The 22,267-nt window shown below is 45.1% G+C and carries 23 protein-coding genes and 1 other RNA gene; 3 read left to right on the top strand and 21 right to left on the bottom strand.

The features are described 5' to 3' along the window. Positions 1-208 precede the first annotated feature (208 nt). Positions 209-751, bottom strand: a complete 543-nt coding sequence (locus tag PGZ10_RS09490; RefSeq protein ID WP_173825388.1) for a GNAT family N-acetyltransferase — start codon at positions 749-751, stop codon at positions 209-211. Positions 752-1,064: 313 nt separating this feature from the next. Here PGZ10_RS09490 and PGZ10_RS09485 point away from each other — a divergent pair, with 313 nt between their 5' ends. Next, positions 1,065-2,339, top strand: a complete 1,275-nt coding sequence (locus tag PGZ10_RS09485) for a double-cubane-cluster-containing anaerobic reductase (RefSeq protein ID WP_117557690.1) — start codon at positions 1,065-1,067, stop codon at positions 2,337-2,339. Between the two features lies 1 nt (position 2,340). Then, complete coding sequence (locus tag PGZ10_RS09480) at positions 2,341-2,619, top strand: DUF3343 domain-containing protein (protein ID WP_055156326.1); 279 nt, start codon at positions 2,341-2,343, stop codon at positions 2,617-2,619. A gap of 105 nt (positions 2,620-2,724) precedes the next feature. On the opposite strand, the gene ssrA is transcribed toward PGZ10_RS09480, so the two are convergent. The 7 genes from ssrA to PGZ10_RS09445 all read right to left on the bottom strand — a co-directional run bounded on the left by ssrA (position 2,725) and on the right by PGZ10_RS09445 (position 9,041). Next, positions 2,725-3,070, bottom strand: a transfer-messenger RNA (tmRNA) gene (gene ssrA, locus PGZ10_RS09475). A gap of 155 nt (positions 3,071-3,225) precedes the next feature. Continuing rightward, positions 3,226-3,828, bottom strand: a complete 603-nt coding sequence (locus PGZ10_RS09470) for an ECF transporter S component (protein ID WP_044999095.1) — start codon at positions 3,826-3,828, stop codon at positions 3,226-3,228. A 134-nt stretch (positions 3,829-3,962) separates the two neighbouring features. Further along, a complete protein-coding gene (smpB, locus tag PGZ10_RS09465) occupies positions 3,963-4,436 on the bottom strand; it encodes an SsrA-binding protein SmpB (protein WP_055156322.1) in 474 nt (157 codons plus the stop codon). Next, entirely contained in the window at positions 4,429-6,579 is a 2,151-nt protein-coding gene (gene rnr, locus PGZ10_RS09460; RefSeq protein WP_270541230.1) for a ribonuclease R, read from the bottom strand. The genes smpB and rnr overlap by 8 nt, the downstream gene beginning before the upstream one ends. Positions 6,580-6,650: 71 nt before the next feature. After that, positions 6,651-6,893 carry a preprotein translocase subunit SecG gene (gene secG / locus PGZ10_RS09455; RefSeq protein ID WP_008372776.1) on the bottom strand — a complete coding sequence of 81 codons (243 nt, stop codon included), beginning with the start codon at positions 6,891-6,893 and terminating at the stop codon, positions 6,651-6,653. A gap of 89 nt (positions 6,894-6,982) precedes the next feature. After that, complete coding sequence (locus tag PGZ10_RS09450) at positions 6,983-8,173, bottom strand: YncE family protein (protein WP_117823475.1); 1,191 nt, start codon at positions 8,171-8,173, stop codon at positions 6,983-6,985. Beyond that, positions 8,166-9,041, bottom strand: coding sequence for a YitT family protein (locus PGZ10_RS09445; RefSeq protein ID WP_118217668.1), 876 nt, complete (start codon positions 9,039-9,041; stop codon positions 8,166-8,168). The genes PGZ10_RS09450 and PGZ10_RS09445 overlap by 8 nt, the downstream gene beginning before the upstream one ends. A 194-nt stretch (positions 9,042-9,235) precedes the next feature. Between PGZ10_RS09445 and PGZ10_RS09440 the strand changes: the two genes are divergently transcribed. Beyond that, on the top strand, positions 9,236-9,955 hold the full coding sequence (locus PGZ10_RS09440; RefSeq protein ID WP_270541227.1) for an NAD-dependent protein deacylase: 720 nt from the start codon (positions 9,236-9,238) through the stop codon (positions 9,953-9,955). A gap of 64 nt (positions 9,956-10,019) precedes the next feature. Here PGZ10_RS09440 and PGZ10_RS09435 read toward each other — a convergent pair whose 3' ends face one another. The 13 genes from PGZ10_RS09435 to PGZ10_RS09375 all read right to left on the bottom strand — a co-directional run bounded on the left by PGZ10_RS09435 (position 10,020) and on the right by PGZ10_RS09375 (position 22,266). After that, complete coding sequence (locus PGZ10_RS09435; RefSeq protein WP_270541225.1) at positions 10,020-10,460, bottom strand: MarR family winged helix-turn-helix transcriptional regulator; 441 nt, start codon at positions 10,458-10,460, stop codon at positions 10,020-10,022. Positions 10,461-10,499: 39 nt separating this feature from the next. Then, on the bottom strand, positions 10,500-11,570 hold the full coding sequence (locus PGZ10_RS09430; RefSeq protein WP_270541223.1) for an NAD(P)H-dependent flavin oxidoreductase: 1,071 nt from the start codon (positions 11,568-11,570) through the stop codon (positions 10,500-10,502). Between the two features lie 19 nt (positions 11,571-11,589). Then, positions 11,590-13,287: an acetyl-CoA carboxylase carboxyltransferase subunit alpha gene (locus PGZ10_RS09425; protein ID WP_270541221.1), complete on the bottom strand. Its 1,698-nt coding sequence runs from the start codon at positions 13,285-13,287 to the stop codon at positions 11,590-11,592. A gap of 25 nt (positions 13,288-13,312) precedes the next feature. Beyond that, entirely contained in the window at positions 13,313-14,668 is a 1,356-nt protein-coding gene (locus PGZ10_RS09420; RefSeq protein WP_270541219.1) for an acetyl-CoA carboxylase biotin carboxylase subunit, read from the bottom strand. Beyond that, positions 14,661-15,107, bottom strand: a complete 447-nt coding sequence (fabZ, locus tag PGZ10_RS09415; protein WP_008372752.1) for a 3-hydroxyacyl-ACP dehydratase FabZ — start codon at positions 15,105-15,107, stop codon at positions 14,661-14,663. Before fabZ ends, PGZ10_RS09420 begins: the two co-directional genes overlap by 8 nt. Positions 15,108-15,127: 20 nt before the next feature. Further along, positions 15,128-15,595: an acetyl-CoA carboxylase biotin carboxyl carrier protein gene (gene accB, locus PGZ10_RS09410; RefSeq protein WP_117557683.1), complete on the bottom strand. Its 468-nt coding sequence runs from the start codon at positions 15,593-15,595 to the stop codon at positions 15,128-15,130. A 10-nt stretch (positions 15,596-15,605) separates the two neighbouring features. Continuing rightward, entirely contained in the window at positions 15,606-16,844 is a 1,239-nt protein-coding gene (gene fabF, locus PGZ10_RS09405; protein WP_270541218.1) for a beta-ketoacyl-ACP synthase II, read from the bottom strand. Between the two features lie 268 nt (positions 16,845-17,112). Further along, positions 17,113-17,868, bottom strand: a complete 756-nt coding sequence (gene fabG / locus PGZ10_RS09400; protein ID WP_270541216.1) for a 3-oxoacyl-[acyl-carrier-protein] reductase — start codon at positions 17,866-17,868, stop codon at positions 17,113-17,115. 27 nt (positions 17,869-17,895) lie between these two features. After that, positions 17,896-18,816, bottom strand: coding sequence for an ACP S-malonyltransferase (gene fabD, locus PGZ10_RS09395; RefSeq protein ID WP_117834922.1), 921 nt, complete (start codon positions 18,814-18,816; stop codon positions 17,896-17,898). Further along, positions 18,809-19,747: an enoyl-[acyl-carrier-protein] reductase FabK gene (gene fabK / locus PGZ10_RS09390; RefSeq protein ID WP_055249162.1), complete on the bottom strand. Its 939-nt coding sequence runs from the start codon at positions 19,745-19,747 to the stop codon at positions 18,809-18,811. The genes fabD and fabK overlap by 8 nt, the downstream gene beginning before the upstream one ends. Positions 19,748-19,782: 35 nt before the next feature. After that, positions 19,783-20,007 (bottom strand): acyl carrier protein, encoded by a 225-nt coding sequence (locus tag PGZ10_RS09385; RefSeq protein WP_117557679.1) that lies wholly within the window; start codon positions 20,005-20,007, stop codon positions 19,783-19,785. Between the two features lie 36 nt (positions 20,008-20,043). Beyond that, positions 20,044-21,006, bottom strand: a complete 963-nt coding sequence (locus PGZ10_RS09380; RefSeq protein WP_022220152.1) for a beta-ketoacyl-ACP synthase III — start codon at positions 21,004-21,006, stop codon at positions 20,044-20,046. A 285-nt stretch (positions 21,007-21,291) separates the two neighbouring features. After that, entirely contained in the window at positions 21,292-22,266 is a 975-nt protein-coding gene (locus PGZ10_RS09375; protein ID WP_117557677.1) for a bile acid:sodium symporter family protein, read from the bottom strand. Position 22,267: the final 1 nt, after the last annotated feature.

Raw genomic sequence — 22,267 nt, 5'->3', positions numbered from 1 at the left:
ATAGGGCTCGAACCTATGACCCTCTGCTTGTAAGGCAGATGCTCTCCCAGCTGAGCTATGATCCCTCATCACATTTATGCGACTTGTTTAGTTTACTATTATTTTCTACAAATGTCAATACTTTTTTTAGTTTTTTTTACAGATTTTTTTACAGATTTTCTCTTTTTCCGTCAGCATATCTCCCCCTTACTTCCTGCTTTCCAGACCATTACCTGTAGATTTCTTCCCAATGCTCTTTTGTCATAACATTCGTATGCTCGACTCGCACCTCATGTAAAAGCGGCACAGGAACTTCATTACAGGTATGATGATAAACAAATCCCAGCTTTTCCTGCACTCTTTTTGATTTCAGATTGCCATCATAATAAGCGCACCAGATTGTTGTCATGCCAAGATCTTCAAATCCATGTCTCAATAACTCTCTGGAAGCTTCCGGCATATAGCCTCTTCCCCAGAATGGCTGTCCAAGCCAATATCCAAGCTCGCACTCATCGTCACGCTTTGTTTTATTCGTGTATCCATTCAGTTTCAGTTCCACAGCACCTATCGCAATATTCTTTTCCTTTTCACAGATTGCGTAGCACTCTGCTCCATCAAATACATTTTTGATGACAGCTCTGCTTTCCTCCACACTCTTATGCGGCGGCCATCCTGCAGCAGGTCCGATCTCCGGATCTTTTGCGTATTCAAACAGACTTTCCGCATCTTCCTCTGTCCATTTTCTCAGTATTAATCTTTCGGTCTCCAGCATACTCTTCCACCTCAGTCTTTATATTTAAATTTTCAGTAAATTTGTTTTCTTCAAATTCTATTCTATACGTTAATCTGTTTTCTCAGTATATCATAAGGATTTTATAGTTTCAACATTCCACATTTGCATGGTTATACGTAAAACGTATTTCAATAATTCATTTTTTCTATATATCGTCCTATTTATAGTTATTTTACACATTTCACCATATGCATTGACTAACTCATTCGTCATTTTGTACAATATTTTATATAGATAGCGACAAAATATATGGATACTAACAAATCGTCATTGTATAAAAGGAGGAAATGAAATGGCTGATTATGAAAAAATGTGGGAAGACCTTGGGATGGATGTCAAAAATCATGACAATCTCTGTCAGGTTCTTCCGACAGCAGTTGGGGATGTATTTATGACACAGGAAAACCGCCCGAAGGCAATGGACTTCTGGGATATGGTCATCGCTGAGGTGCACGGTATCCGCCCGGCTGAACTCATTGAAGAGCAGAAAAAAGGACGCAAGGTATTCGGAACCTTCTGCGTATATGTACCGGATGAAGTAATTATCGCTGCAAATGGTATCGTAACAGGACTTTGCGGTGGATCACAGTTCTGGGTTCCGGACGGCGAAAAAGTCCTTCCGAAAAATGTCTGTCCACTTGTAAAAGCTTCTGTAGGAGCAAGACTTGGACGTACCTGTCCGTTCTTCCGTATCGCAGATATGTATGTCGGGGAAACTACCTGCGATGGCAAGAAGAAAGCTTACGAGATTCTCGGGAAAGACGTTCCAATGCATATTATGGACGTTCCACAGATGAAGCGTGAGAAAGATATTATCAAATGGAAAGAAGAAATTACAGATTTTGCAAAGATTGTAGAAGAATTCACCGGAAACGAAATTACACCGGAAAAGCTTGCAGAAGCGATCAGTATCTGCAATGAGAAGCGTAAAGCTCTTCAGAGAGTTTATGACTGCAGAAAATCAAAATGTCTGCCAATTTCCGGACGAGATGCTCTGCTCATGACCCAGATTTCTTTCTTCGATGATCCGGTACGTTGCGCCCAGATGTGTAACCGTCTGGCTGACGAACTGGAACAACGAATCAAGGATGGTGTATCTGTTGTACCAGAAGGCACAAAACGTATCCTGATCACAGGAACGCCTCTTGCAGTTCCGAACTGGAAATTACATAACATCATCGAGACAAGCGGCGCTGCTGTTGTCTGTGAAGAGATGTGTACAGGAACAAGATATTTTGAAAATCTTGTAGACGAATCCGGTGAAACACTGGATGAACAGTTCATGAATCTGTCCAAACGTTACATGAAGACAAATTGTGCATGCTTCACACCAAATACCGGACGTATCGACGATATTCTCCGTATGGTAGACGAATATCAGGTAGATGGCGTCATCGACTGCAGTCTGATGTTCTGCTGCCTGTATGACACAGAAAAGCTTGCAGTTTCAGAAGCACTGAAGGCGAAAAATATTCCGGTACTCTCTCTGGAAACAGATTACACCGATAAAGATGCTGAACAGCTTCGTACAAGAATCGGAGCATTTGTGGAGATGCTGAATCAGTAAAATGGAAGAAAAAAATAAACATATCCGCTATTATATTCTCTTTGACAATCACACACAGGGCATGATGCTCCATGAGCTTCTGGATAAGCAAGGTCTTCCTAACCGGATTGCACCTGCCCCACGTGACACTGACGGCAAAGCAGCCTGCGGAATGGCGCTTCTGATCCATCCGGATGACATTGATGCCGTCAGGACATGTATCGAAGAGAATCATGCCGAATATGTAAACATCGTTCCATTGGAAAATCAGTTGCAGAAAAAGAGAGACCGATATTGTTAAATGCAGAGTATATGATAAATGAGGAGAGAGCAAAAAGCTCTCTCCTCATTTTGACTCATCATATTCAAAAACCGCTGAATCATCTCATTTTCAGCGGTTTTACAGGTATGGACCTGAGGGGAATCGAACCCCTGTCCGAAAGCTCTTCCATAAAGGCATCTCCCATCACAGTCATTCTTTTGACATTCCCTCCATAAGCCGCCGAACAACAGGCTACTTACTTTAGTAGCTTCATAAATTCTTCCATTCCCTCAAAGCTTTGGAAACGAAGTGCCTCATCTGGTCGAAGCCGGTTACTTAAGCGATGAGAGACTCAAGACCGACTGCTGCAACTAGGCAGCGTACGCTAAATTTTCGTCTGCGTTTATATTTAGTTGGAACTTTTAACGTAGTGTCCCGCTACGGATGGCTTCCTTGACTTCCGTGCCCCCGTCGAAACCAGTACAAGCCCTGGTTCTTGGAAGCCGTATCATCAAAAATACGCTTCTGCAAACAAGATCCGTTCAGAAGTCAGCCTTCTGCCCTCCCATTTGCTCTATATATTATATGCGGACATCCAGGCTCATGTCAAGGCATCTCCGCATATAATTTACTCACTCTGTCATTTTACGCTTCTTTTGTCTTCCCCACTTCCAGCATTCCGCTCTTTGCAAGTGCCGGTCTCAGCGCATTGTAGATGATCACTACAACAATCGTAGAAAGAATCGCATTTACAAAGGTAGCAGCTGCGCTCCATTTTGCAAGAACCTCTGCCATCTGCTGCGGCTGTCCCAGAATGTACTGTTTGTAAAAGTATCCGACGATGGGATCTGCAATAACATTAAATGCAAGTCCGGCAACAGAAGCCAGCAGGCTCCATTTGAAAATGTATTTCTTGTCGGTGCTTTCATTGATCTTTGCGATCTTATGCGCTACAAGTCCTGTGATCAGTCCGATGCAGAGCTTCAGGATAAATGTCTTCGGTGCTCCGGTAATATAGATCGGATCCATCACATCCGCGATTCCCATTCCGATCGCTCCCGCAAGTCCGCCGTACCAGCCGCCCAAAAGAAGTGCGGCAAGCACACAGAACGCATTTCCAAGGTGGATTGATGTTGCATCTCCTCCCGGCATCGGTATTTTAATCTGCAGATACGTAAAGATTACGTAGCAAAGTGCAGCAAACAGCGCTGTCTGTGCAATTTTCATAACGGTTGAATTTGTTTTCATAGTCTGTCCCATCCTTTCTTATTCCTTGTGAAACACTATAGTACATTGATTCATCAGGTTATTGAACATTGTACCGCGTCACTGTCTCTGTAAAAATATACAATTTTCACTTTTTTCAAGGGGACAGTTTTGTTTTATCCGAAATTGCGGATCTTGAATTCTCTTTCTGCCTCACGCTTCTGGTCTTTTTTCGCGATATCATCACGCTTATCATATAGTTTTTTACCTTTTGCCAGTCCGATCTCTACCTTGACAAGACTCTTGCTGAAATACACCTTCAGTGGCACGATCGCCATTCCTTTTTCCTTGGTCTTGCCGATCAGTTTGTTGATCTCCGATTTGTGAAGAAGGAGCTTTCTCACACGCAGAGGATCTTTATTGAAAATATTTCCCTTTTCGTATGGGCTGATATGCATTCCATAGATGAACACTTCCCCATCCTCAATACGGATAAAGGATTCTTTGATGCTGCATTTTCCCATGCGGAGGGATTTTACTTCCGTACCTGCAAGTGCAATTCCCGCCTCATAAGTATCCAGGATAAAATAGTCATGATACGCTTTTTTATTGTTCGCAATCATCTTGCCCTGCGCTTTTGCCTTAGCCATCTTCTCTCTCCTCTTTTCTTTCCTTTACAAGTCTAAAATCAATGGTTCTTGATATCTCATCACAATCGATCATCTTCACACGCACCTTCTGCCCCAGCTTATAGGTCTTTCTGAGATGGGAACCGATCATCTGATAATGTTCTTCGTCGTAATCATAATGATCGTCCGTCATATTGGTAACATGTACCAGCCCTTCTACGGTATTCGGAAGCTCTACATAGATTCCCCACTTTGTGATACCCGAAATAACTCCTTCAAATTCCTGTCCGAAGAAATTCCGCATATACTGTACCTTCTTCAGCTTCAGCGTCTCTCTCTCTGCCTCATCCGCACGGCGCTCTAAGGAGCTTGTCTCCATCGCCACCTCCGGCAGGATTTTTTCATAATGATTCCTCTTTGCATCGTTCATCCTGCCTCGAAGATTATCTTTGATGATCCGGTGGATCTGCAGATCCGGATAGCGCCGGATCGGTGAAGTAAAATGCGTATAATACTGGGTCGCAAGTCCGAAATGTCCGTCATTATCCGGCGAATATCTTGCCTGCTTCATCGAACGAAGTGCAAGCCTTGAGATCATGGCTTCTTCCGGAGTCCCCTCGATCTTATCCAGAAGCTTCTGGACTTCCTTTGGACGGATCTCCTGTCCTCCCTGCATATGCATGGTATATCCGAAATTCTGCAAAAATGTTACAAGTTTCTTCATCTTATCATCATCCGGTGTTTCATGCACACGGTATAAGAATGGAATCTCCTGCCAGAAATAATCCTCTGCAACCGTCTCATTTGCCACAAGCATAAAATCCTCGATGATCTTCGTTGCCACGTTGCGGTCGTAAGCCTTAATATCCACCGGCTCACCGCTTTCATTTAAAATAATCTTTGCCTCCGGAAAATCAAAGTCGATTGCCCCTCTTCTGTGGCGTCTTTCCCTCAAAATGTGTGACAGTTCTTTCATCAGTTCAAACATCGGGATCAGATCATGATACCGTTCGCATTCTGCCTCATCCCGATCCTCAAGAATCTTTTTCACACTGGTATAGCTCATGCGTTCATCCACATTTACCACAGTTTCTGCAATCTGGTGATCGATTACATTTCCCTTCGCATCAATGGTCATGATACAGCTCAGTGCCAGCCGGTCCTCGCCTGCGTTTAATGAACACATTCCATTAGACAGAACTCTTGGCAGCATCGGGATCACACGGTCTGCCAGATAAACACTGGTACCTCTTTTCAGTGCTTCCCGGTCAAGGGCGCTGTTCTCCTGCACATAATTGGTCACATCAGCGATATGCACACCCAGAATATAACGGTCTCCCTCTTTTGTCAGAGTGATCGCATCATCCAGATCCTTCGCATCCTCGCCGTCGATCGTCACGGTCTGCCAGCTCCGCACGTCTTTCCGTCCTGCCATATCAGCGGTCGTCACTGCTTTTGCCACACGCTCTGCCTGATTCAGTACCTTCTCCGGAAATTCGGTTGGCAGATCATATCCTTTGACAATCGACAAAATATCAACTCCCGGATCGGTCACATGTCCCAGGATCTCTACGATCTTTCCTTCTGGCTTCTTTCCATTCTCCCCATAAGAGGTCAACTCGACCACAACCTTATGCCCGGTCACAGCTCCTTTAGAACGCTCTGCCGGTACGAAGATATCCTGCAGGAAACGCTCATTATCCGGCACAACGAATCCGAAATTCTTCCGGCTCTGATAATAGCCGACGATCCGCTGGATTCCCCTCTGTACGATCTTCGTGATCTTTCCTTCTCTGCGCTTTCCTTCCGGTGCTTTGGTGATGACAACCTCTACCTCATCTCCCTGCATGGCACCGTTCATATCATCTTCAGAGATAAAGATATCTTCACTCTCACCTTCCACAGTAACAAAGCCGAAGCCTCTCGCATTTGCCTGGAACATTCCCCGCAGCTGCTTTGCCTCACCTTTGATGTATTTTCCTTTCTGTGTGACATGTACCCTGCCTTCCTTTTCCAGGCTGTCCATGACAGCTTTGAGTTCCCCTTTCTGATCTTTCGGAACCTGAAGCAGCATCGACAGCTCTTTCAGCTTCATCGGCACATAAAATTCATCACAGATAAATTCATAAATAATTTTCTTTCTTTTTTCAAATAATTCGTCCATCTCTTCTCCTGTCAAAAAAGGAACACCCTATAGATACTATAGAGTGTTCCTCATCTTCTTTCAATCATTCGTTATGCAAAAACTTTCAGGTTCAGGACTGCTGCAAGTACGATAAACAGAATTGCTAAAAACTTGGTAGACTTAACAAGTGCGCCTTCCATAGAACGTCCTTTGTTCTGTCCCCAATAAGAATCTGCCATACCTGCGATTGTTCCAAGACCTGCTGACTTACCTTCCTGCATCAATACGATTACTGTCAATGCGATACAATCTATTGCAAATAAAATTAAAAGTACTGTTTTTAAAATTTCCATTACTAATCACACCTCCTGATGTTTGAACCACTCATATATTTTACCATAAATCTACTTCCGATTCAAGCAAATTTCATGGATTTCAGTCTTTATTTTACCAGTTTGCTTCCTTTCAACTTCACAACCCGGTCAATCCGGTTAATGGATGACATCCGGTAGGCATAAGCCCCCGACTCAAAAAGTGCATAAATGCTGCCACCATCCTGATAGATCTGTTCCAGTCTCTCTGGAAACTTGATCGTCTTATAAGCTTCGGAAGTTGACAAGATTCCATATCTGGAATAGTTGAAGATCTGTACCTCCGATGGCAGGATCCCCCAGGATCTGGTAAGCAGGATCTTATTGTTGTAAAATGCCATTCCCTGCACCTTACCGGAAATTACCTGCATACTGACCGCATAGGCAACCGGATCCGTCACGCCGACCGTCCGTTTCAGGTTCATATCTTCTTTTTCATACAAGGTACCGTCTGCATTGATCAGATATTTTTCAATGACACTGGCATTATCCTGTGTAAAGAATCCGACAAACAATGCACCGTCATGATACGTCATAAATGATGCCCGCTTGATCTTGTAAAGATTGTAAGACATATCGAATTCAATCGGATGATACCCATCATCAAAGGAATAGTTCTCCAGATGGGACAGCGTGATCGCATTTGCCTGCGCCCAAGTGGAACCCTGTCCTGTCACCCACAGGATCTGGTTCATCGTATCGTATGCCATTCCACCCACATGTGCTTTGGTGTTCAGCACAATCTCTTTCACAAACCGTCTGCTTTCTTTGTCGATCACATAGATCACCGAATCATGTGCCTTTGTCTTACAATAAGCACTGACCAGAATATAATCCTCTGTAATTGCAAGTCCCTGTGGTGTCATGGATGTGCAAACTTCTGCTTCTCCGTCCCCTTTTACTTTCAGCGTTCTTGTTGACTTCAGACCAGGCACAACATAAGTCCCGTAGTAATTATCTACTTCAGCTTCATCGCAGGCGTACTTATAAACAGTCTGGTTACGCTTCAGCGTTTTCAGATACTGCTCCATCGTGTAAACGGAATCCGTATTCGTCACCTTCCGGTTAGTTTCCGGCTCCATCTCGGTTCTGTACTGGAATGCGTAATACCAGTAGCTTCCTCCGATGATTCCCACAACCAGTAGAATACTGATGATACTGCGGATATGTCCAAGCATGGTCTTCTTTTTCCGGACCTTTTTCTTCTTTGCTTTTTTCTCTTCCTGTCTTACTTCCTCATTCTCAAGCTCTTGTTTATTCATTCATGCCCACTTCGTTTTTATATACTTTCTGTGTTGAAAATCCCCGTCCTCTGACCTCATTTACATTGCCAATGATCATAAATGCGTGCGGATCTATCTCCTGCACGATCTGGTTCAGCCGCATCAGTTCACGGTTAGATACAACGGTAAGGATCATCGGCTGATCCTTTCTCAAATAACCGGTCTGCGTGTAGACCAGTGTAGTTCCTCGGTCAAGCTTCTCCTGGATCAGATGGTTCAGCTTCTCATACTCTCCGGAAATGATCTTGACCTGTGTTCTGGTCGATCCCATCAGAAGCACTTTATCCAGCATCACCGTGTAAATCAGTACCAGAAGGATACCATAGATGACCTCTTCTTTATTGGTAAATACCATCTGGAAGATCAGAATCGCAAAATCAAATACATAAAGCATAACAGATACCGGAAGCCCGAATTTCTTATTCAATACCAGCGGTGGGATATCCATACCTCCTGTTGATGCTCCGCATCTTATAACAACTCCGATTCCAAGTCCGATCATCAGACCTCCACAGATCGTCGAAAGCATCTTATCGTCTGTGACGTTCTGTAATACTGGAACATTCTCCAGTATTCCCAGAATGATCGGATAATAAAACGTACTGACCAGTGTAGTAAGTGCAAATTTCATACCAAGCACTGCCGCCCCCAGAAGAAACATCAGTGTGTTGAAGATCAGTACAAATGTATGAATCTGTAATCCGAAATAATGGTTTACGGCAATTCCAAGCCCCGTGGTCCCTCCGGTAATGATATCATTCGGCAGGATAAACATTACAATTGCAAGTGCATATACTGTATTCCCCAATAAAATCAGACACAGATTCCTCATATTTGACATTTTCATATTACGCTCTCCTTGACATATGTATTTTGTCTGCGGATTTCCCCAATTTTCCACAATCCAATACTTTATAGTATACTCGGTGCATGTTTTGGGGACAAGGAATTTTTTTATTTTATTCTCTTTTTTCGTTTCATTTGGTATACTGTGATTAAAAAGACAGGTTTTGATTTTCCAGGAAAAGAGGTTATCAAATTATGGACAAGATCAGACAGTTACAGGACATGATTAACGAGAGCAACCGAATCGTCTTTTTCGGCGGTGCCGGCGTCTCTACCGAGAGTAATATTCCGGACTTCAGGAGTTCAGACGGACTCTACAGACAAAAATACCGCTACTCACCGGAGCAGATTGTAAGCCACAGCTTTTTTATGCAGCACACGGAAGAATTTTATGATTTTTATAAAGCGAAAATGATGTTCCTTGATGCGAAGCCAAATAAAGCGCATCTGAAGCTTGCCGAGCTGGAAGCCGCCGGAAAGCTGACCGCCGTTATCACACAGAATATCGACGGACTCCACCAGGCTGCCGGAAGCAAAAATGTACTGGAGCTTCATGGAAGTATCCACCGCAATTACTGCATGCGTTGCAAAAAGCAGTACAGTGCACGTTTTGTAAAAGAATCGAAAGGAATCCCAACCTGCGACTGCGGCGGAACTATCCGCCCGGATGTAGTTCTCTACGAAGAAGGACTGGATAATCAGATTATCCAGAAAAGTATCCGCGCCATCTCAGAAGCAGATATGCTGATCATCGGCGGTACTTCTCTTGTAGTCTACCCTGCTGCCGGATTTATCGATTATTTCCACGGCAAATATCTGGTACTCATCAACAAGGATGCAACTGCCCGTGATGTAGGCGCAACTCTGACGATCCATGAGCCGATCGGAGAAGTATTAGACCGGATCCATGTATAGCCAGAGAATCCAAAAATCCTCTGCCTGCCCTTTCTAATGAAAGAGTGACAGAGGATTTTTCATTTTAACCGTTATACGTCTTAAAAAACTGATACAGATTGTCCAGTGCCTTTGTCAGAACCGGGATCTCTTCTTCATCCAGCGTCTCAACAACAGCTTCTACCATCTTCTTATGAAAATTCGCATGATGATGATATGCCTTCTCCCCTTTTTCCGTCAGCTGGATATTGACGATCCTCCGGTCTTCTTCGCTCCGGTGGCGGATTGCATACTTTTTATTGACCAGACTGTTCATCGAAGTTGTCAGTGATCCGACCGTGATTCCGAGCTTCTTCGCGATCGTGGACATATTATTCCCGTCACCCAGACCGACCGCCTCAATGATATGCATATCATTGTTCGTCAGATCCTTGAATTCTTCTGTGATCACTGCCTTTTCTTCTAATTCCCATATATCATTAAAAAGATGTACCAATATCTTATTGATGCTTTCGTATGCGTCCAATTCCCCTTCTTCTCCTTGCTGTGTCTTTTTCTAGTTCAATTATACACAGTCACCTAACAAAGAATCAATCACTTCTTTCACAGTTTCTATTTTTTCTGCTTTCCACACATCCGCTCCGCAGAACAGAAGTGCCTCCCCAATCTCACCTTTTGCCGCTTTGATTAGTGCTTCCGTGATACAGTATGGCACTTCCGCCGGGTTACAGTTTTTCAGACACCCAAGACATCTCTTAGGCTTCACCCTCTCTCCTGCCATTACATGACTGATAAATGGATTCTTAATTGCCCTTCCCGGCATTCCAACCGGACTTTTCACCAGAATGACATCCTCTTTCTTCGCATTCAGATAACTCTGCTTATAACTGAGATCTGCATCGCACTCCCAGGTCGTGACAAATCTTGTTGCCACCTGGACCGCATCTGCTCCTAATGAAAAGGCATGCTCTGCCGCATCTTTATCCGAAATTCCTCCGGCTACTGCCACCGGGATATGCACCTGATATTTTTGGGCGTACTTTCTGACCACTGCCATGATCCTCTCGATTTCATTATCATAACTTTCCTGTGTGTAAGTTTCCAGCTGCTCCCGGTCGAACCCCAGATGTCCTCCGGCTTTGGGTCCCTCGATCACAACCAGATCTGCGGTCCTGGAAAATTTTTTATCCCAGTATTTTAAAATAACTTTAGCCGATTTTTCGGTCGATACGATCGGAGCGATCTTGGTACTGCTACTCTCCACAAGTCCCGGCAGCTCGATCGGAAGCCCTGCCCCGGATACGATCAGATCTGCTCCGGCATCCACTGCTGCTTTCACATGTTCATCATAATCCTTCAGCGCAACCATGATATTAAATCCGATCACACCATCCGGAGCCGTCTCTCTTGCTCTTTGGAATTCAGATCCAATTGCGCGAATATTTGCCGCCCTTGTATTCGTTTCAAAATCCGGTTCACGAAATCCGATCTGTGCGGTTGAGATGATCCCGACTCCGCCTTCCTTTGCAACCGCTCCGGCAAGCTGTCCAAGGCTCACACCGACTCCCATTCCCCCTTGAATGACCGGTCTTTTTACTTTCAAATCACCAATCACAAGTTCCGGTAATCTTTTCATTTTTCTTCTCCTCTTTCTACTACATCCTGCGGAATCTGTCATACCGCTTTTCGGTAAGTTCTTCCTTTGTCATTGCTCCATATTTTTTCAAAAAAATACTGATATAATCATCCATCGGATCTGTCACTTCTGTAAATGTTTCCAGATTGAAGTCTTCCGGCTCCGGAATCACCCGTTCCACGATACCGGCTTTCAGGAGATGATCTGCTGTCAGCTTCATCACACCTGCCGCCTCTTTTGCACGGCTGCTGTCCTTCCACAGGATACTTGCAAATCCTTCCGGCGAAAGAATGGAGTAAATCGAATTTTCAAGAAGCCACACTTCATCTGAAGTTGCCATCGCAAGAGCCCCCCCGCTTCCACCTTCTCCGATCACAACAGACAGGATCGGAACCTGAAGATTTGACATTTCAAATAAATTTCTTGCGATTGCCTCACCCTGTCCTCTCTCTTCTGCTTCCAGCCCGCAGAACGCTCCCGGCGTATCTACAAAACAGATGACCGGACGGTTAAATTTCTCTGCCTGTTTCATCAGACGAAGGGCTTTGCGGTATCCGTCCGGTGACGGCATCCCAAAGTTACGCTCGATATTTTCTTTTGTCGTGCGGCCCTTTGCCTGCGCGATCACCGTCACCGGCATTCCGTGAAATCTTGCAATCCCGCCAATGATCGCCTTATCATCCTGGTAATAACGGTCTCCATGAAATTCCATAAAATCTGTAAACAATTCTTCAATGTACTCCGCACCGACCGGACGAGCCTTGTCTCTGGATAACTGCACCCGTTCCCATGGTGTCAAATTCTTCTGTACCGCCTGTGTTTCCTTTTCTTCTACTTCCGGCAAATCGTATGTCCTCTGCTTATGCATTGCTACAATTTCCGCCAGTGTCTCCCTAAGACGCGGACGCTCCACAATCTGATCCACAAATCCGTGCTCCTGAAGAAATTCTGCCCTCTGGAATCCTTTCGGAAGCTTCTGCCCTATGGTCTGTTCAATCACACGAGGACCTGCAAAACCGATCAGCGCCCCCGGCTCGGCAAGAATGATATCTCCAAGCATGGCAAAACTTGCCGTTACCCCACCGGTTGTCGGATCGGTCAGCACACTTACATATAAACAGCCTGCATCATGGTGTCTTTTCAGTGCCGCCGAAGTCTTTGCCATCTGCATCAGAGAGTGGATCCCCTCCTGCATTCTGGCACCTCCGGAACAGGCAAATATGATAATCGGAAGTCTCTCACCGGTTGCCTTTTCTACTGCACGAGTAATTTTTTCGCCAACCACCTTTCCCATGCTCGCCATCATAAATCGCCCGTCACAGACTGCAAGAACTACTTCATTTCCCGCGATCCTCGCTTTTCCGGTTACAACCGCCTCATCAAGCCCGGTCTTTTCCTGCAGTGCTTCTACCTTTTCTTCATAGCCTTTATAATGCAGCGGATTTCCCGAAGTAAGTCCCTTGTCCCACTCTTCAAAGGTGCCCGCATCTGCTACCATTTCAATCCGGCGCATCGCATGCACACGGAAATAATTCTGACATTTTGGACAGATATAATACCCCTTCTTCACATCCTCTGTCAGAATGGCAGATTTGCAAACGTTACATTTTTTCAGAAGTCCCTCCGGAACCTCCGGTGCCATATGGGCAGGCTTTCCTTCGCCAAGAGATATATACCCTCTTCTGCTTGTTTTCTTGAACATATTTGACAGTTTCAAATTGCTTTACCTCCGCTTTGTAGAGCTAACCTTGCCGATTCTTTGCTTCTCTTTCGGCAATAAATTCAATATCAAAATCTCCTGCCTGATACTTTGGATCATGCAAAATATCATATTGATAATCCACATTAGTATCAATACCTTCTATAATTACCTCACCAAGTGCACTCTGCATCTTCCGGATCGCCTCGGTACGGTTTTTTGCAAATACGATCAGCTTTGCCAGCATATTGTCATAATATGGCGGTACGGTGTATCCACTATAAATTGCTGAATCAATCCGCACACCCTTTCCTCCCGGAAGGTACATATCGGTGATCGTTCCCGGACACGGACGGAAATTCTTTTCCGGATTTTCCGCATTGATCCTGCACTCAATGGCATGACCGGTCAGTTTTACATCTTCCTGCGTAAAGGAAAGCCGCTGACCGTCTGCAATCCGGATCTGTTCCTTGATCAGATCGATCCCTGTCACCCATTCTGTGACCGGATGCTCCACCTGGATTCTGGTATTCATTTCCATAAAATAAAATTTTCCACTCTTTTCCAGCAGAAATTCAATGGTTCCTGCATTTTCGTAATGCGCTGCCTTTGCCGCTTTTACCGCTGCTTCGCCCATTCTCCGGCGAAGCTCATCCGAAATCACGGCACATGGGGATTCTTCGATCATCTTCTGATGATTTCTCTGCACCGAACAGTCCCGTTCTCCTAAATGCACCACATTTCCATACTTATCCGCCATGATCTGAAATTCAATGTGCTTCGGATGCTGCACAAAATGCTCGATGTACATAGTGTCATCTCCAAAAGCTGCCTTGGTCTCTTTCTGTGCAGTACGGAATGCCATGTCAAATGCGGCTTCATTTTCCGCCACACGCATTCCTTTTCCGCCTCCGCCGAGAGCCGCCTTTACGATCACCGGATAGCCAATCTCTCTTGCAACTTCTTTTCCTTTTGCTGCATCATAAATCGCTTCCCGGCTTCCCGGAATGATCGGAACCCCGGCATTTGCCATGGTATTTCTCGCCTCGGATTTATTTCCAAGCCTGCTGATCACTTTCGAATCCGGTCCAATAAAAATGATGTTGCACTTCTCACAAAGCTCTGCAAATTTCGTATTTTCAGAAAGGAAACCAAATCCCGGATGGATCGCATCTGCTCCCGACACGATGGTCGCGCTGATGATCTGCTCCATATTCAGATAGCTTTCCGAAGATGGTGCAGGTCCGATACAGATTGCTTCATCTGCAAGCTGTGTATGCAATGCTTCTTTATCTGCTTCTGAATAAACTGCAACCGTCTCGATCCCCATTTCCCGGCAGGCACGGATGATCCGAACTGCGATCTCTCCACGGTTTGCGATCAATACTTTCTTAATCATCTGTTTCCGCCTTCCCGATCATCAGAGACAACTCTGCCTTTACTGCAACTTCTCCATCCACTGATGCAACAGCTTCTCCGATTACCAGTGGTCCCTTCTGACGAATAATTCTTGCTTCCAGTTTTAACTTGTCACCCGGAACAACTTTTCTGCGGAACTTGCAGTTCTTAATCCCACCAAAATAACCGAGCTTTCCTTTATTTTCTTCCTGCATCAGAACCGCTACTGCACCGACCTGCGCCAGTGCTTCTACGATCAGCACTCCCGGCATCACCGGCTCCTGCGGAAAATGTCCGGCAAAAAAGTCCTCTCTGTAAGTCACACATTTATAGCCAACTGCATATTCCCCCGGCTCGTAATCTTCGATATAATCTACCAGCAAAAACGGATGTCTGTGCGGAATGATTTTCTGAATTTCCTTGATTCCCAAATGTTTCATGCTTTTCGCCCTCCATTCAGCTATGCGATTCGGAATAATGGCTGTCCGTATTCCACAGTTTCTCCATTTTTCACGAGTACTTCCGATACCACACCGTCAAAATCACACTCAATATCATTCATCAGCTTCATCGCCTCTACGATGGCAACCGTCTGTCCTTTTGCCACATGATCGCCAACTGCCACAAATGGTGCTGCCTCTTCCGACGGTGCTGCATAAAAGGTTCCAACCAGAGGGGATTTGATCAGCTGCCCTTCTGCTTCTTTTCCTTTTTCCGGTCCATCCTCCGACTTCAGTGCCGATACTGCATTACTCTGCGCTCCTGGCACGTTTTGTACTGTCGTCAGCTGTGCTGCCCCTGTACTGACAACCATCTGTTCTTTTTCTTTCTGTATTTTCAATTTCACACCGTTTTCTTCATACTGAAATCCTGTCAGGTCCGAATCTGAAACGGTCTGAATCAGTTTTACCAGATTTTCTAATTCCATCCTTCTACCTCTATCCTTCATACTTCTTCAAAAGAAGGGTTGCATTGTGCCCGCCAAATCCAAGGGAATTGGTGAGCGCACATTTGATCTCTTTTTCGACCGGTGCGCCAACTGCATAGTTCAGATCACATTCTTCATCACATTCCCTGGTTCCAACGGTCTGATGGATAAATCCATCCTGAATGGATTTTACAGTAACGATACACTCTACTGCACCTGCCGCACCAAGAAGATGACCGATCATGGATTTCGTTGAATTCACAACCACATCCTTTGCCGCATCGCCGAATGCTTTCTTGATCGCATAGGTTTCAAACAGATCATTGTGGTGAGTGCTGGTTCCGTGTGCATTAATGTACTGCACTTCTTCCGGCGTCACGCAGCCCTCTTCCATCGCAAGCTCCATCGCCTTTGCCGCACCGCTTCCGTCTTCTGCCGGGGAAGTGATATGGTAAGCATCTCCGGTTGCCCCGTAACCTGCAAGCTCTGCGTAAATCTTTGTGCCTCTTGCTCTCGCATGCTCCAGCTCTTCCAGAACCACCACACCGGCTCCTTCTCCAAGAACAAACCCACTTCTGTCTTTGTCAAATGGAATCGATGCACGTAGTGGATCTTCACTGGTAGTAAGTGCGGTAAGTGCGGTAAATCCGGCAATCCCCGTCGGACAGATACAACTTTCCGTACCACCTGCAAACATTACATCCGCATCTCCGTACTGAATGGCACGAAGCGCATCCCCGATACAATTGGTTCCCGTTGCACATGCTGTAACGACATTTGTGCACTTTCCTTTAAGCCCAAGCTGAATCGATACATTTCCGGCTGCCATATTGGAAATCATCATCGGAACCATCAGTGGTGCCACCCTTCCCGGTCCCTTTTCCTGAATCGTCGTGTACTGCTTCTCAATCTGCTGCAAACTTCCGATTCCCGAACCGATGATCACGCCACAACGGTATGGGTCCTCTTTTTCAATTTCAAATCCCGCATCCGCACACGCTTCCTTCGCCGCTGCAACCGCATACTGGGAAAATGTTTCCATTCTCTTCGATGCCTTGAAATCCATCCGTTCCTTTGCAACAAAGTCCTTGACTTCCGCTGCGATCTTCACTTTATACTCGGTTGTATCAAATTTTGTGATCGAACCGATTCCTACGGTTCCATTTTTGATACCGTTCCAGAATTCTTCTACTGTATTACCAATCGGGGTAATCGCTCCAAGCCCCGTAATAACAACTCTGCGCTTCATATTGCCTCCTTTGGTGTGTTGTTGACTGTTTCACTTTTTGATAAAATTTATCATCTTATAAGTATTTTTAGGTTAAGTTGAATGACAAACTGTACAAAAGATGTCATTCAAATTCATTTTTCGAGCAATGGAGATGAGACTCAAAGGATTGTGGAAGCCTTTGCTGACACGATCCTTGTTTTAGGAGGCTCATCGGAATGGTTTGCGAGTCTGAATTTGAAGGACATCTTTTGTACAATTTGTCCCTCAACCTTCTCTGCAACCATTTTTACATCACCATCCCCCCATCGACTTGCAGAACCTGCCCCGTAATGTAACTCGCATGATCAGACGCCAGAAACGCCACTGCCTTCGCGACATCTTCTGGGTGTCCCATTCTGGCAAGAGGGATCTGACCTCTCATTTCTTCTTTGAGCTTATCGGAAAGAACTTCTGTCATCTCCGTTTCAATGAAGCCCGGTGCAACCGCATTAACCGTGATTCCGCGGGATGCCAGTTCTTTTGCCGCAGATTTGGTCATTCCAATAATTCCTGCTTTAGATGCAGCATAGTTTACCTGACCGGCATTTCCGCTGATTCCAACTACAGATGCAAGATTGATGATCTTTCCGCTTCTCTGCTTCATCATCTGTCTGGATGCAAAACGGATGCAATGGAAAGTTCCTTTCAGATTGACATCAATGACATCGGAGAAATCTTCTTCACTCATACGCATCAGCAGACCATCCTTTGTGATCCCTGCATTATTTACCAGAATATCGATTCTTCCAAACTGCTCGATCACTGCTTTTATAAATGCTTCACATCCCTCGTAATCTGCCACATTGCACTGCATACACTGGGCACATCCACCCTTTTCTACAATTTCATGTTTTACTTCATCTGCTTTTGCTTCAGAACCATTGTAATTGATCACAACTATTGCTCCCTGTGCAGCCAGTTCCTTCGCAATTGCCTTTCCAATTCCACGGGACGCGCCGGTAACCACCGCGATCTGTCCTTCCAAATTTGCTCTGTCTGTCATATGCTTTTCCTTTCCATTGCCTGTTTTTTACACCAGTTCAGCAATTACTTTTTCCATATCTTCCCAGGTTTCGATATTATATACTTTGACACTTTTGTCGATACGCCGCATAAATCCGGCGAGTGTTTTTCCCGGTCCGATTTCCACAAAAGTGTCTACACCATCTTCAATCATAGTTCTCACACTTTCTTCCCATCGTACCGGTGAAGAAATCTGTTTTGCAAGAAGTGCCTTTGTCTCTTTGATATCTGTCACATATTTTGCCGTAACATTCGTCACATAAGGAATGGCAAGTGGTTCAAAATTTCTCTTCTCCATTTCCTTCGCAAGCTCTTCGCCTGCACTTTCCAGCATCTTTGAGTGGAACGGACCACTTACATTTAACAGAACCGCCCTTTTTGCTCCGGCTGCTTTTAAAGACTCTGCTGCCTTTTCTACCGCTGCGGTCTTTCCTGTAATTACAATCTGTCCCGGACAGTTATAATTTGCCACAGACGCACCCGGAATTTCTTCCGTCACTTTTTCAACCGTTTCTCCATCCAGTCCCAGGATTGCCGCCATGGCTCCTTCACCTGCCGGAACGGTATTCTGCATCAGAATCCCTCTTTTTCTCACAAGAGAAATGGCGTCCTTCGGCTGCATGCCTCCCGCTGCGCTGATCGCACAGTACTCTCCAAGGCTGAGCCCGGCTGTCACATCCGGTGTAAGACCTCTCTTTTCAATCTCGGCTGTCATTGCAAGACAGGCTGTTACCATGGCTGCCTGAGTGTATTCTGTCTGATCCAGCTGCTCATTTTCTTCAAAGCAAAGCTTTGTCATATCAAGTCCCAGCTCTGCTGTTGCTGTATCAAAAATCTCTTTTGCAAGTTCACTGTTTTCATAAAAATCTTTTCCCATACCGCACTTCTGCGCGCCCTGTCCCGGGAAAATGAATGCTGTTTTATTCATAAAATCCTTTGCCTCCGATCAGTGCATCCGTCTCACTTACCAGCTTTTGGATCAGGTCTTTACAGCTCATGATCTCTTTTACCATGGCTGCACTCTGTCCCGCCATTACGCTTCCGTTTGTCACATCTCCGTCTACAACGGCCTTTCTTAAGCCTCCAAGTGTAAGGTGCTCAAGTTCTTCAAAGGATGCACCGTTTTTCTCAAGGTCCAGATATTTTTTCGTCATTTGGTTGCGAAGTGCTCTTACCGGATGTCCTGTGCTTCTTCCGGTTACTCTGGAATCAATGTCCTTCGCTTTGATGATCGCATTTTTATAATTTTCATGTACGATAGATTCTTCGGTCGCAACAAAATGGGTTCCCATCTGTACGGCTTTTGCTCCCAGCATAAATGCTGCCGCAATTCCTCTTCCATCTGCGATTCCTCCGGCTGCGATTACCGGAATCTTCACTGCGTCTACAATCTGTGGAACCAGTACCATAGTCGTATTTTCTCCGATGTGTCCTCCAGATTCACATCCTTCCGCAACAACTGCATCTGCCCCGCACCGTTCCATTCTTCTTGCAAGTGCAACAGATGCAACCACCGGAATGACTTTAATTCCTGCTTCTTTCCACATTTTCATATATTTTTCCGGGCTTCCGGCGCCTGTCGTTACAACCTTTACGCCTTCTTCCGCTACTACTTTTGCCACGTCCTCTGCATAAGGACTCATCAGCATGATATTTACTCCAAATGGTTTATCAGTCAGCTTTTTTGCTTCTCTGATCTGTTCACGTACCCACTCAGCCGGGGCGCTTGCAGCCCCGATGAGCCCAAGCCCGCCGGCATTTGATACGCCGGCCGCAAGATGATACTCAGCAACCCAGGCCATTCCGCCCTGGATGATCGGATACTCGATTCCAAGTAATTCGGTTACTTCTGTTTTCATATTACAACCTCTTTCTGTCTGTGTTTTTGCGATTCTTATTTTTTCAGTCCTTCGATGTATGTTACAACACTTCCGATTGTCTTGAGATCACCGATTGCTTCCGTATCGATTTCCACACCAAATTCATCTTCAAATGTCATAACCATATCCATCAGATCAAGGGAATCTGCTCCAAGAGATTCAAAAGTTGTCTCCTCTGTGAGGTCTGCTACGTTTACGTCAAGTCCTTCTGCTACGATTTCTTTTACTTTTTCTAACATGTTCTTAGTCTCCTTATTGTTTGATTATTTTTATATTTACCACTCTATGAGTGTGGCTCCCCAGGTGAGTCCGGCACCGAAGCCGCAGAGAACAATCTTCTGTCCTTTGTGGAAGCGACCGGTTTTGTTCAGTTCATCCAGGAGGATTGGGATGCTGGCGGATGATGTATTACCGTATTCTTCAATGTTGACCGGGAATTTTGCAAGGTCTGTTTTCATCCGTTTTGCCACAGATTCGATGATCCGTAAGTTTGCCTGATGCAGAACGAAAAGATCAATATCTTTCTCGGTCAGATCTGCTTTTTGCAGAAGTTCTCCAATGACTTCCGGCACTTTTTTTACGGCAAATTTGAAAACTGCCTGTCCATCCATGGATACATAAGTCTGTTTTTCATTTTCTTTGTCCTGCCAGTTTTTCTGCTGACGGCTTTCGCAGGCAAGTACCTGTCCTTTTGCTCCGTCAGAATGGGTAACTGCCGGAAAGATTTCACCTTCTTCTGCACAGATCACGGCTGCTCCTGCCCCGTCACCAAAAAGAATGCAGCTTCCTCTGTCTTTCCAGTTGACAATTCCGGATAGGGTTTCACTTCCGATCACCAGAATGTTCTGATACATTCCGGCTGCTATGTAAGCCTGCGCAGTATTGTAGGCATACACAAAACCGCTGCATGCGGCACTGATGTCGAAACAGGTTGCATTTACTGCTCCCAGCTCTTTCTGGACTTCGCAGGCAGTGCTTGGGATCACGGTGTTTGGCGTGATTGTAGATACCAGGATCAGATCCAGATCGTCTGCATTTAATTTTGCATCTGTAAGTGCATTTTTTGCCGCTTTTATCGCCATGCTGACTGTTGTATCTTCTTCTGCAATATGTCTGCGCACAATTCCGGTCCGTTCACGGATCCATTCATCATTCGTCTCCACAAACTTCGCGAGATCATTGTTGTCGTAATAATGCTCCGGTATATAAGAACCGGTACCGCATATCCTTCCTCTCATGGTTGTTCTCTCCATTTATTTTTGTTTTAAAATCTTTTTCGTTTAAAATATTTTTATATTCAAACTATTTGATAATATAACATAATCGGAATGATTTGACAAGAGGGAAATTTTTTTGTTTGACGCGAGGGGCAAATGAATGGAAAAGAAGAGTTCCTGTTCTCTTCTTTCCCATTCATCTGCCATTCAAATCGGTACAAAAATGACGTGCTTTAGTCTCTGTATTTTCTGTTCTGAGTACAAAAAATCCTGCGATTTTGCCAATTCAAAATCGCAGGATTTTTCTTATTCTGTAACTTCCTGATATGCCTCTTTCGTCTGTTCTCCGCTCCTGCGGATCCCTGCAAACAAAGATCCGGATATATTATGCCATACACTGAAGATCGCCCCCGGAAGGGTTGCCAGTGGATTTGCCGCGAAATTGGCAGTCGCAAGGGAAATTGCAAGTCCACTGTTCTGCATTCCGACTTCGATGGCAATAGCGGTTGCCTTATCGTACTCAATATGTAAAATTTTCGCTGCACCAAGTCCGATTCCCATTCCGCAGAGATTGTGAAGCATCACAACTCCAAGAACCAGAAGTCCGCAGCTTAAGATTTTTTCTGCATTGACGGCTACGATTCCGCTGATGATCATTACGATCGATACAACTGAGATCAGTGGCAGAACCTCTGATATTTTCTGGATCTGTTTTCCCCAGACCCAGTTGATCAGAATTCCCAGAAGTACCGGAACCAGAACAACCTTTACTACAGAAATTACCATTGCCCAGAAGGATACTTCTACCCAGGCTCCGGCGAGTACATACACCAGAAGTGGTGTTACAATCGGTGCTGCAAGAGTTGATGTGATCGTCATTCCGACAGAAAGTGCCACATCACCTCCGGCGATATAGGTGATCACATTGCTTGCCGTTCCGCCCGGACAGCAACCAACCAGGATCACGCCAAGTGCCAAATCTGTCGGCAGCTGCATCAGCTGACACAGGATCCACGCGATCACCGGCATGATCGTGTACTGTGCGATGAATCCGATCAGGATTTCTTTTGGTCTGGAAAAGACTCTTTTGAAATCGTCCATCTTGATCGTAAGCCCCATGCCGAACATGGCAACTCCGAGAAATACAGAAGTGTAGCTCGTTGTCCACGCAAAACCGTCACGCCAGAAAAATGCAATGATGGAAAAACAGATAATGATGATCCCGATATATTTTGTAAGAAAAGAGCTGACCTTTCCCACTTTTTTCATTCTGTTTTCCATA

This window comes from Coprococcus sp. AF102-57 (assembly GCF_027686195.1).
Lineage (GTDB): Bacteria > Bacillota > Clostridia > Lachnospirales > Lachnospiraceae > Allocoprococcus > Allocoprococcus comes.
The sequence above is the reverse complement of the archived record's forward strand: the minus strand, read 5'-3'. Positions and strand labels throughout refer to the sequence as shown.

Coding starts and splice junctions, on each gene's coding strand:
- secG (WP_008372776.1), bottom strand. CDS start 6,893: ATGGAAATTTTAAAAACAGTACTTTTAATTTTATTTGCAATAGATTGT.
- fabD (WP_117834922.1), bottom strand. CDS start 18,816: ATGAATAAAACAGCATTCATTTTCCCGGGACAGGGCGCGCAGAAGTGC.
- PGZ10_RS09445 (WP_118217668.1), bottom strand. CDS start 9,041: ATGAAAATGTCAAATATGAGGAATCTGTGTCTGATTTTATTGGGGAAT.
- PGZ10_RS09470 (WP_044999095.1), bottom strand. CDS start 3,828: ATGAAAACAAATTCAACCGTTATGAAAATTGCACAGACAGCGCTGTTT.
- PGZ10_RS09440 (WP_270541227.1), top strand. CDS start 9,236: ATGGACAAGATCAGACAGTTACAGGACATGATTAACGAGAGCAACCGA.
- PGZ10_RS09380 (WP_022220152.1), bottom strand. CDS start 21,006: ATGAGAGGAAGGATATGCGGTACCGGTTCTTATATACCGGAGCATTAT.
- PGZ10_RS09430 (WP_270541223.1), bottom strand. CDS start 11,570: ATGAAAAGATTACCGGAACTTGTGATTGGTGATTTGAAAGTAAAAAGA.
- fabF (WP_270541218.1), bottom strand. CDS start 16,844: ATGAAGCGCAGAGTTGTTATTACGGGGCTTGGAGCGATTACCCCGATT.
- accB (WP_117557683.1), bottom strand. CDS start 15,595: ATGGAATTAGAAAATCTGGTAAAACTGATTCAGACCGTTTCAGATTCG.
- PGZ10_RS09485 (WP_117557690.1), top strand. CDS start 1,065: ATGGCTGATTATGAAAAAATGTGGGAAGACCTTGGGATGGATGTCAAA.
- fabZ (WP_008372752.1), bottom strand. CDS start 15,107: ATGAAACATTTGGGAATCAAGGAAATTCAGAAAATCATTCCGCACAGA.
- fabK (WP_055249162.1), bottom strand. CDS start 19,747: ATGAAAACAGAAGTAACCGAATTACTTGGAATCGAGTATCCGATCATC.
- rnr (WP_270541230.1), bottom strand. CDS start 6,579: ATGGACGAATTATTTGAAAAAAGAAAGAAAATTATTTATGAATTTATC.
- PGZ10_RS09450 (WP_117823475.1), bottom strand. CDS start 8,173: ATGAATAAACAAGAGCTTGAGAATGAGGAAGTAAGACAGGAAGAGAAA.
- PGZ10_RS09490 (WP_173825388.1), bottom strand. CDS start 751: ATGCTGGAGACCGAAAGATTAATACTGAGAAAATGGACAGAGGAAGAT.
- PGZ10_RS09385 (WP_117557679.1), bottom strand. CDS start 20,007: ATGTTAGAAAAAGTAAAAGAAATCGTAGCAGAAGGACTTGACGTAAAC.
- fabG (WP_270541216.1), bottom strand. CDS start 17,868: ATGACAGACAGAGCAAATTTGGAAGGACAGATCGCGGTGGTTACCGGC.
- PGZ10_RS09480 (WP_055156326.1), top strand. CDS start 2,341: ATGGAAGAAAAAAATAAACATATCCGCTATTATATTCTCTTTGACAAT.
- PGZ10_RS09375 (WP_117557677.1), bottom strand. CDS start 22,266: ATGGAAAACAGAATGAAAAAAGTGGGAAAGGTCAGCTCTTTTCTTACA.
- smpB (WP_055156322.1), bottom strand. CDS start 4,436: ATGGCTAAGGCAAAAGCGCAGGGCAAGATGATTGCGAACAATAAAAAA.
- PGZ10_RS09420 (WP_270541219.1), bottom strand. CDS start 14,668: ATGATTAAGAAAGTATTGATCGCAAACCGTGGAGAGATCGCAGTTCGG.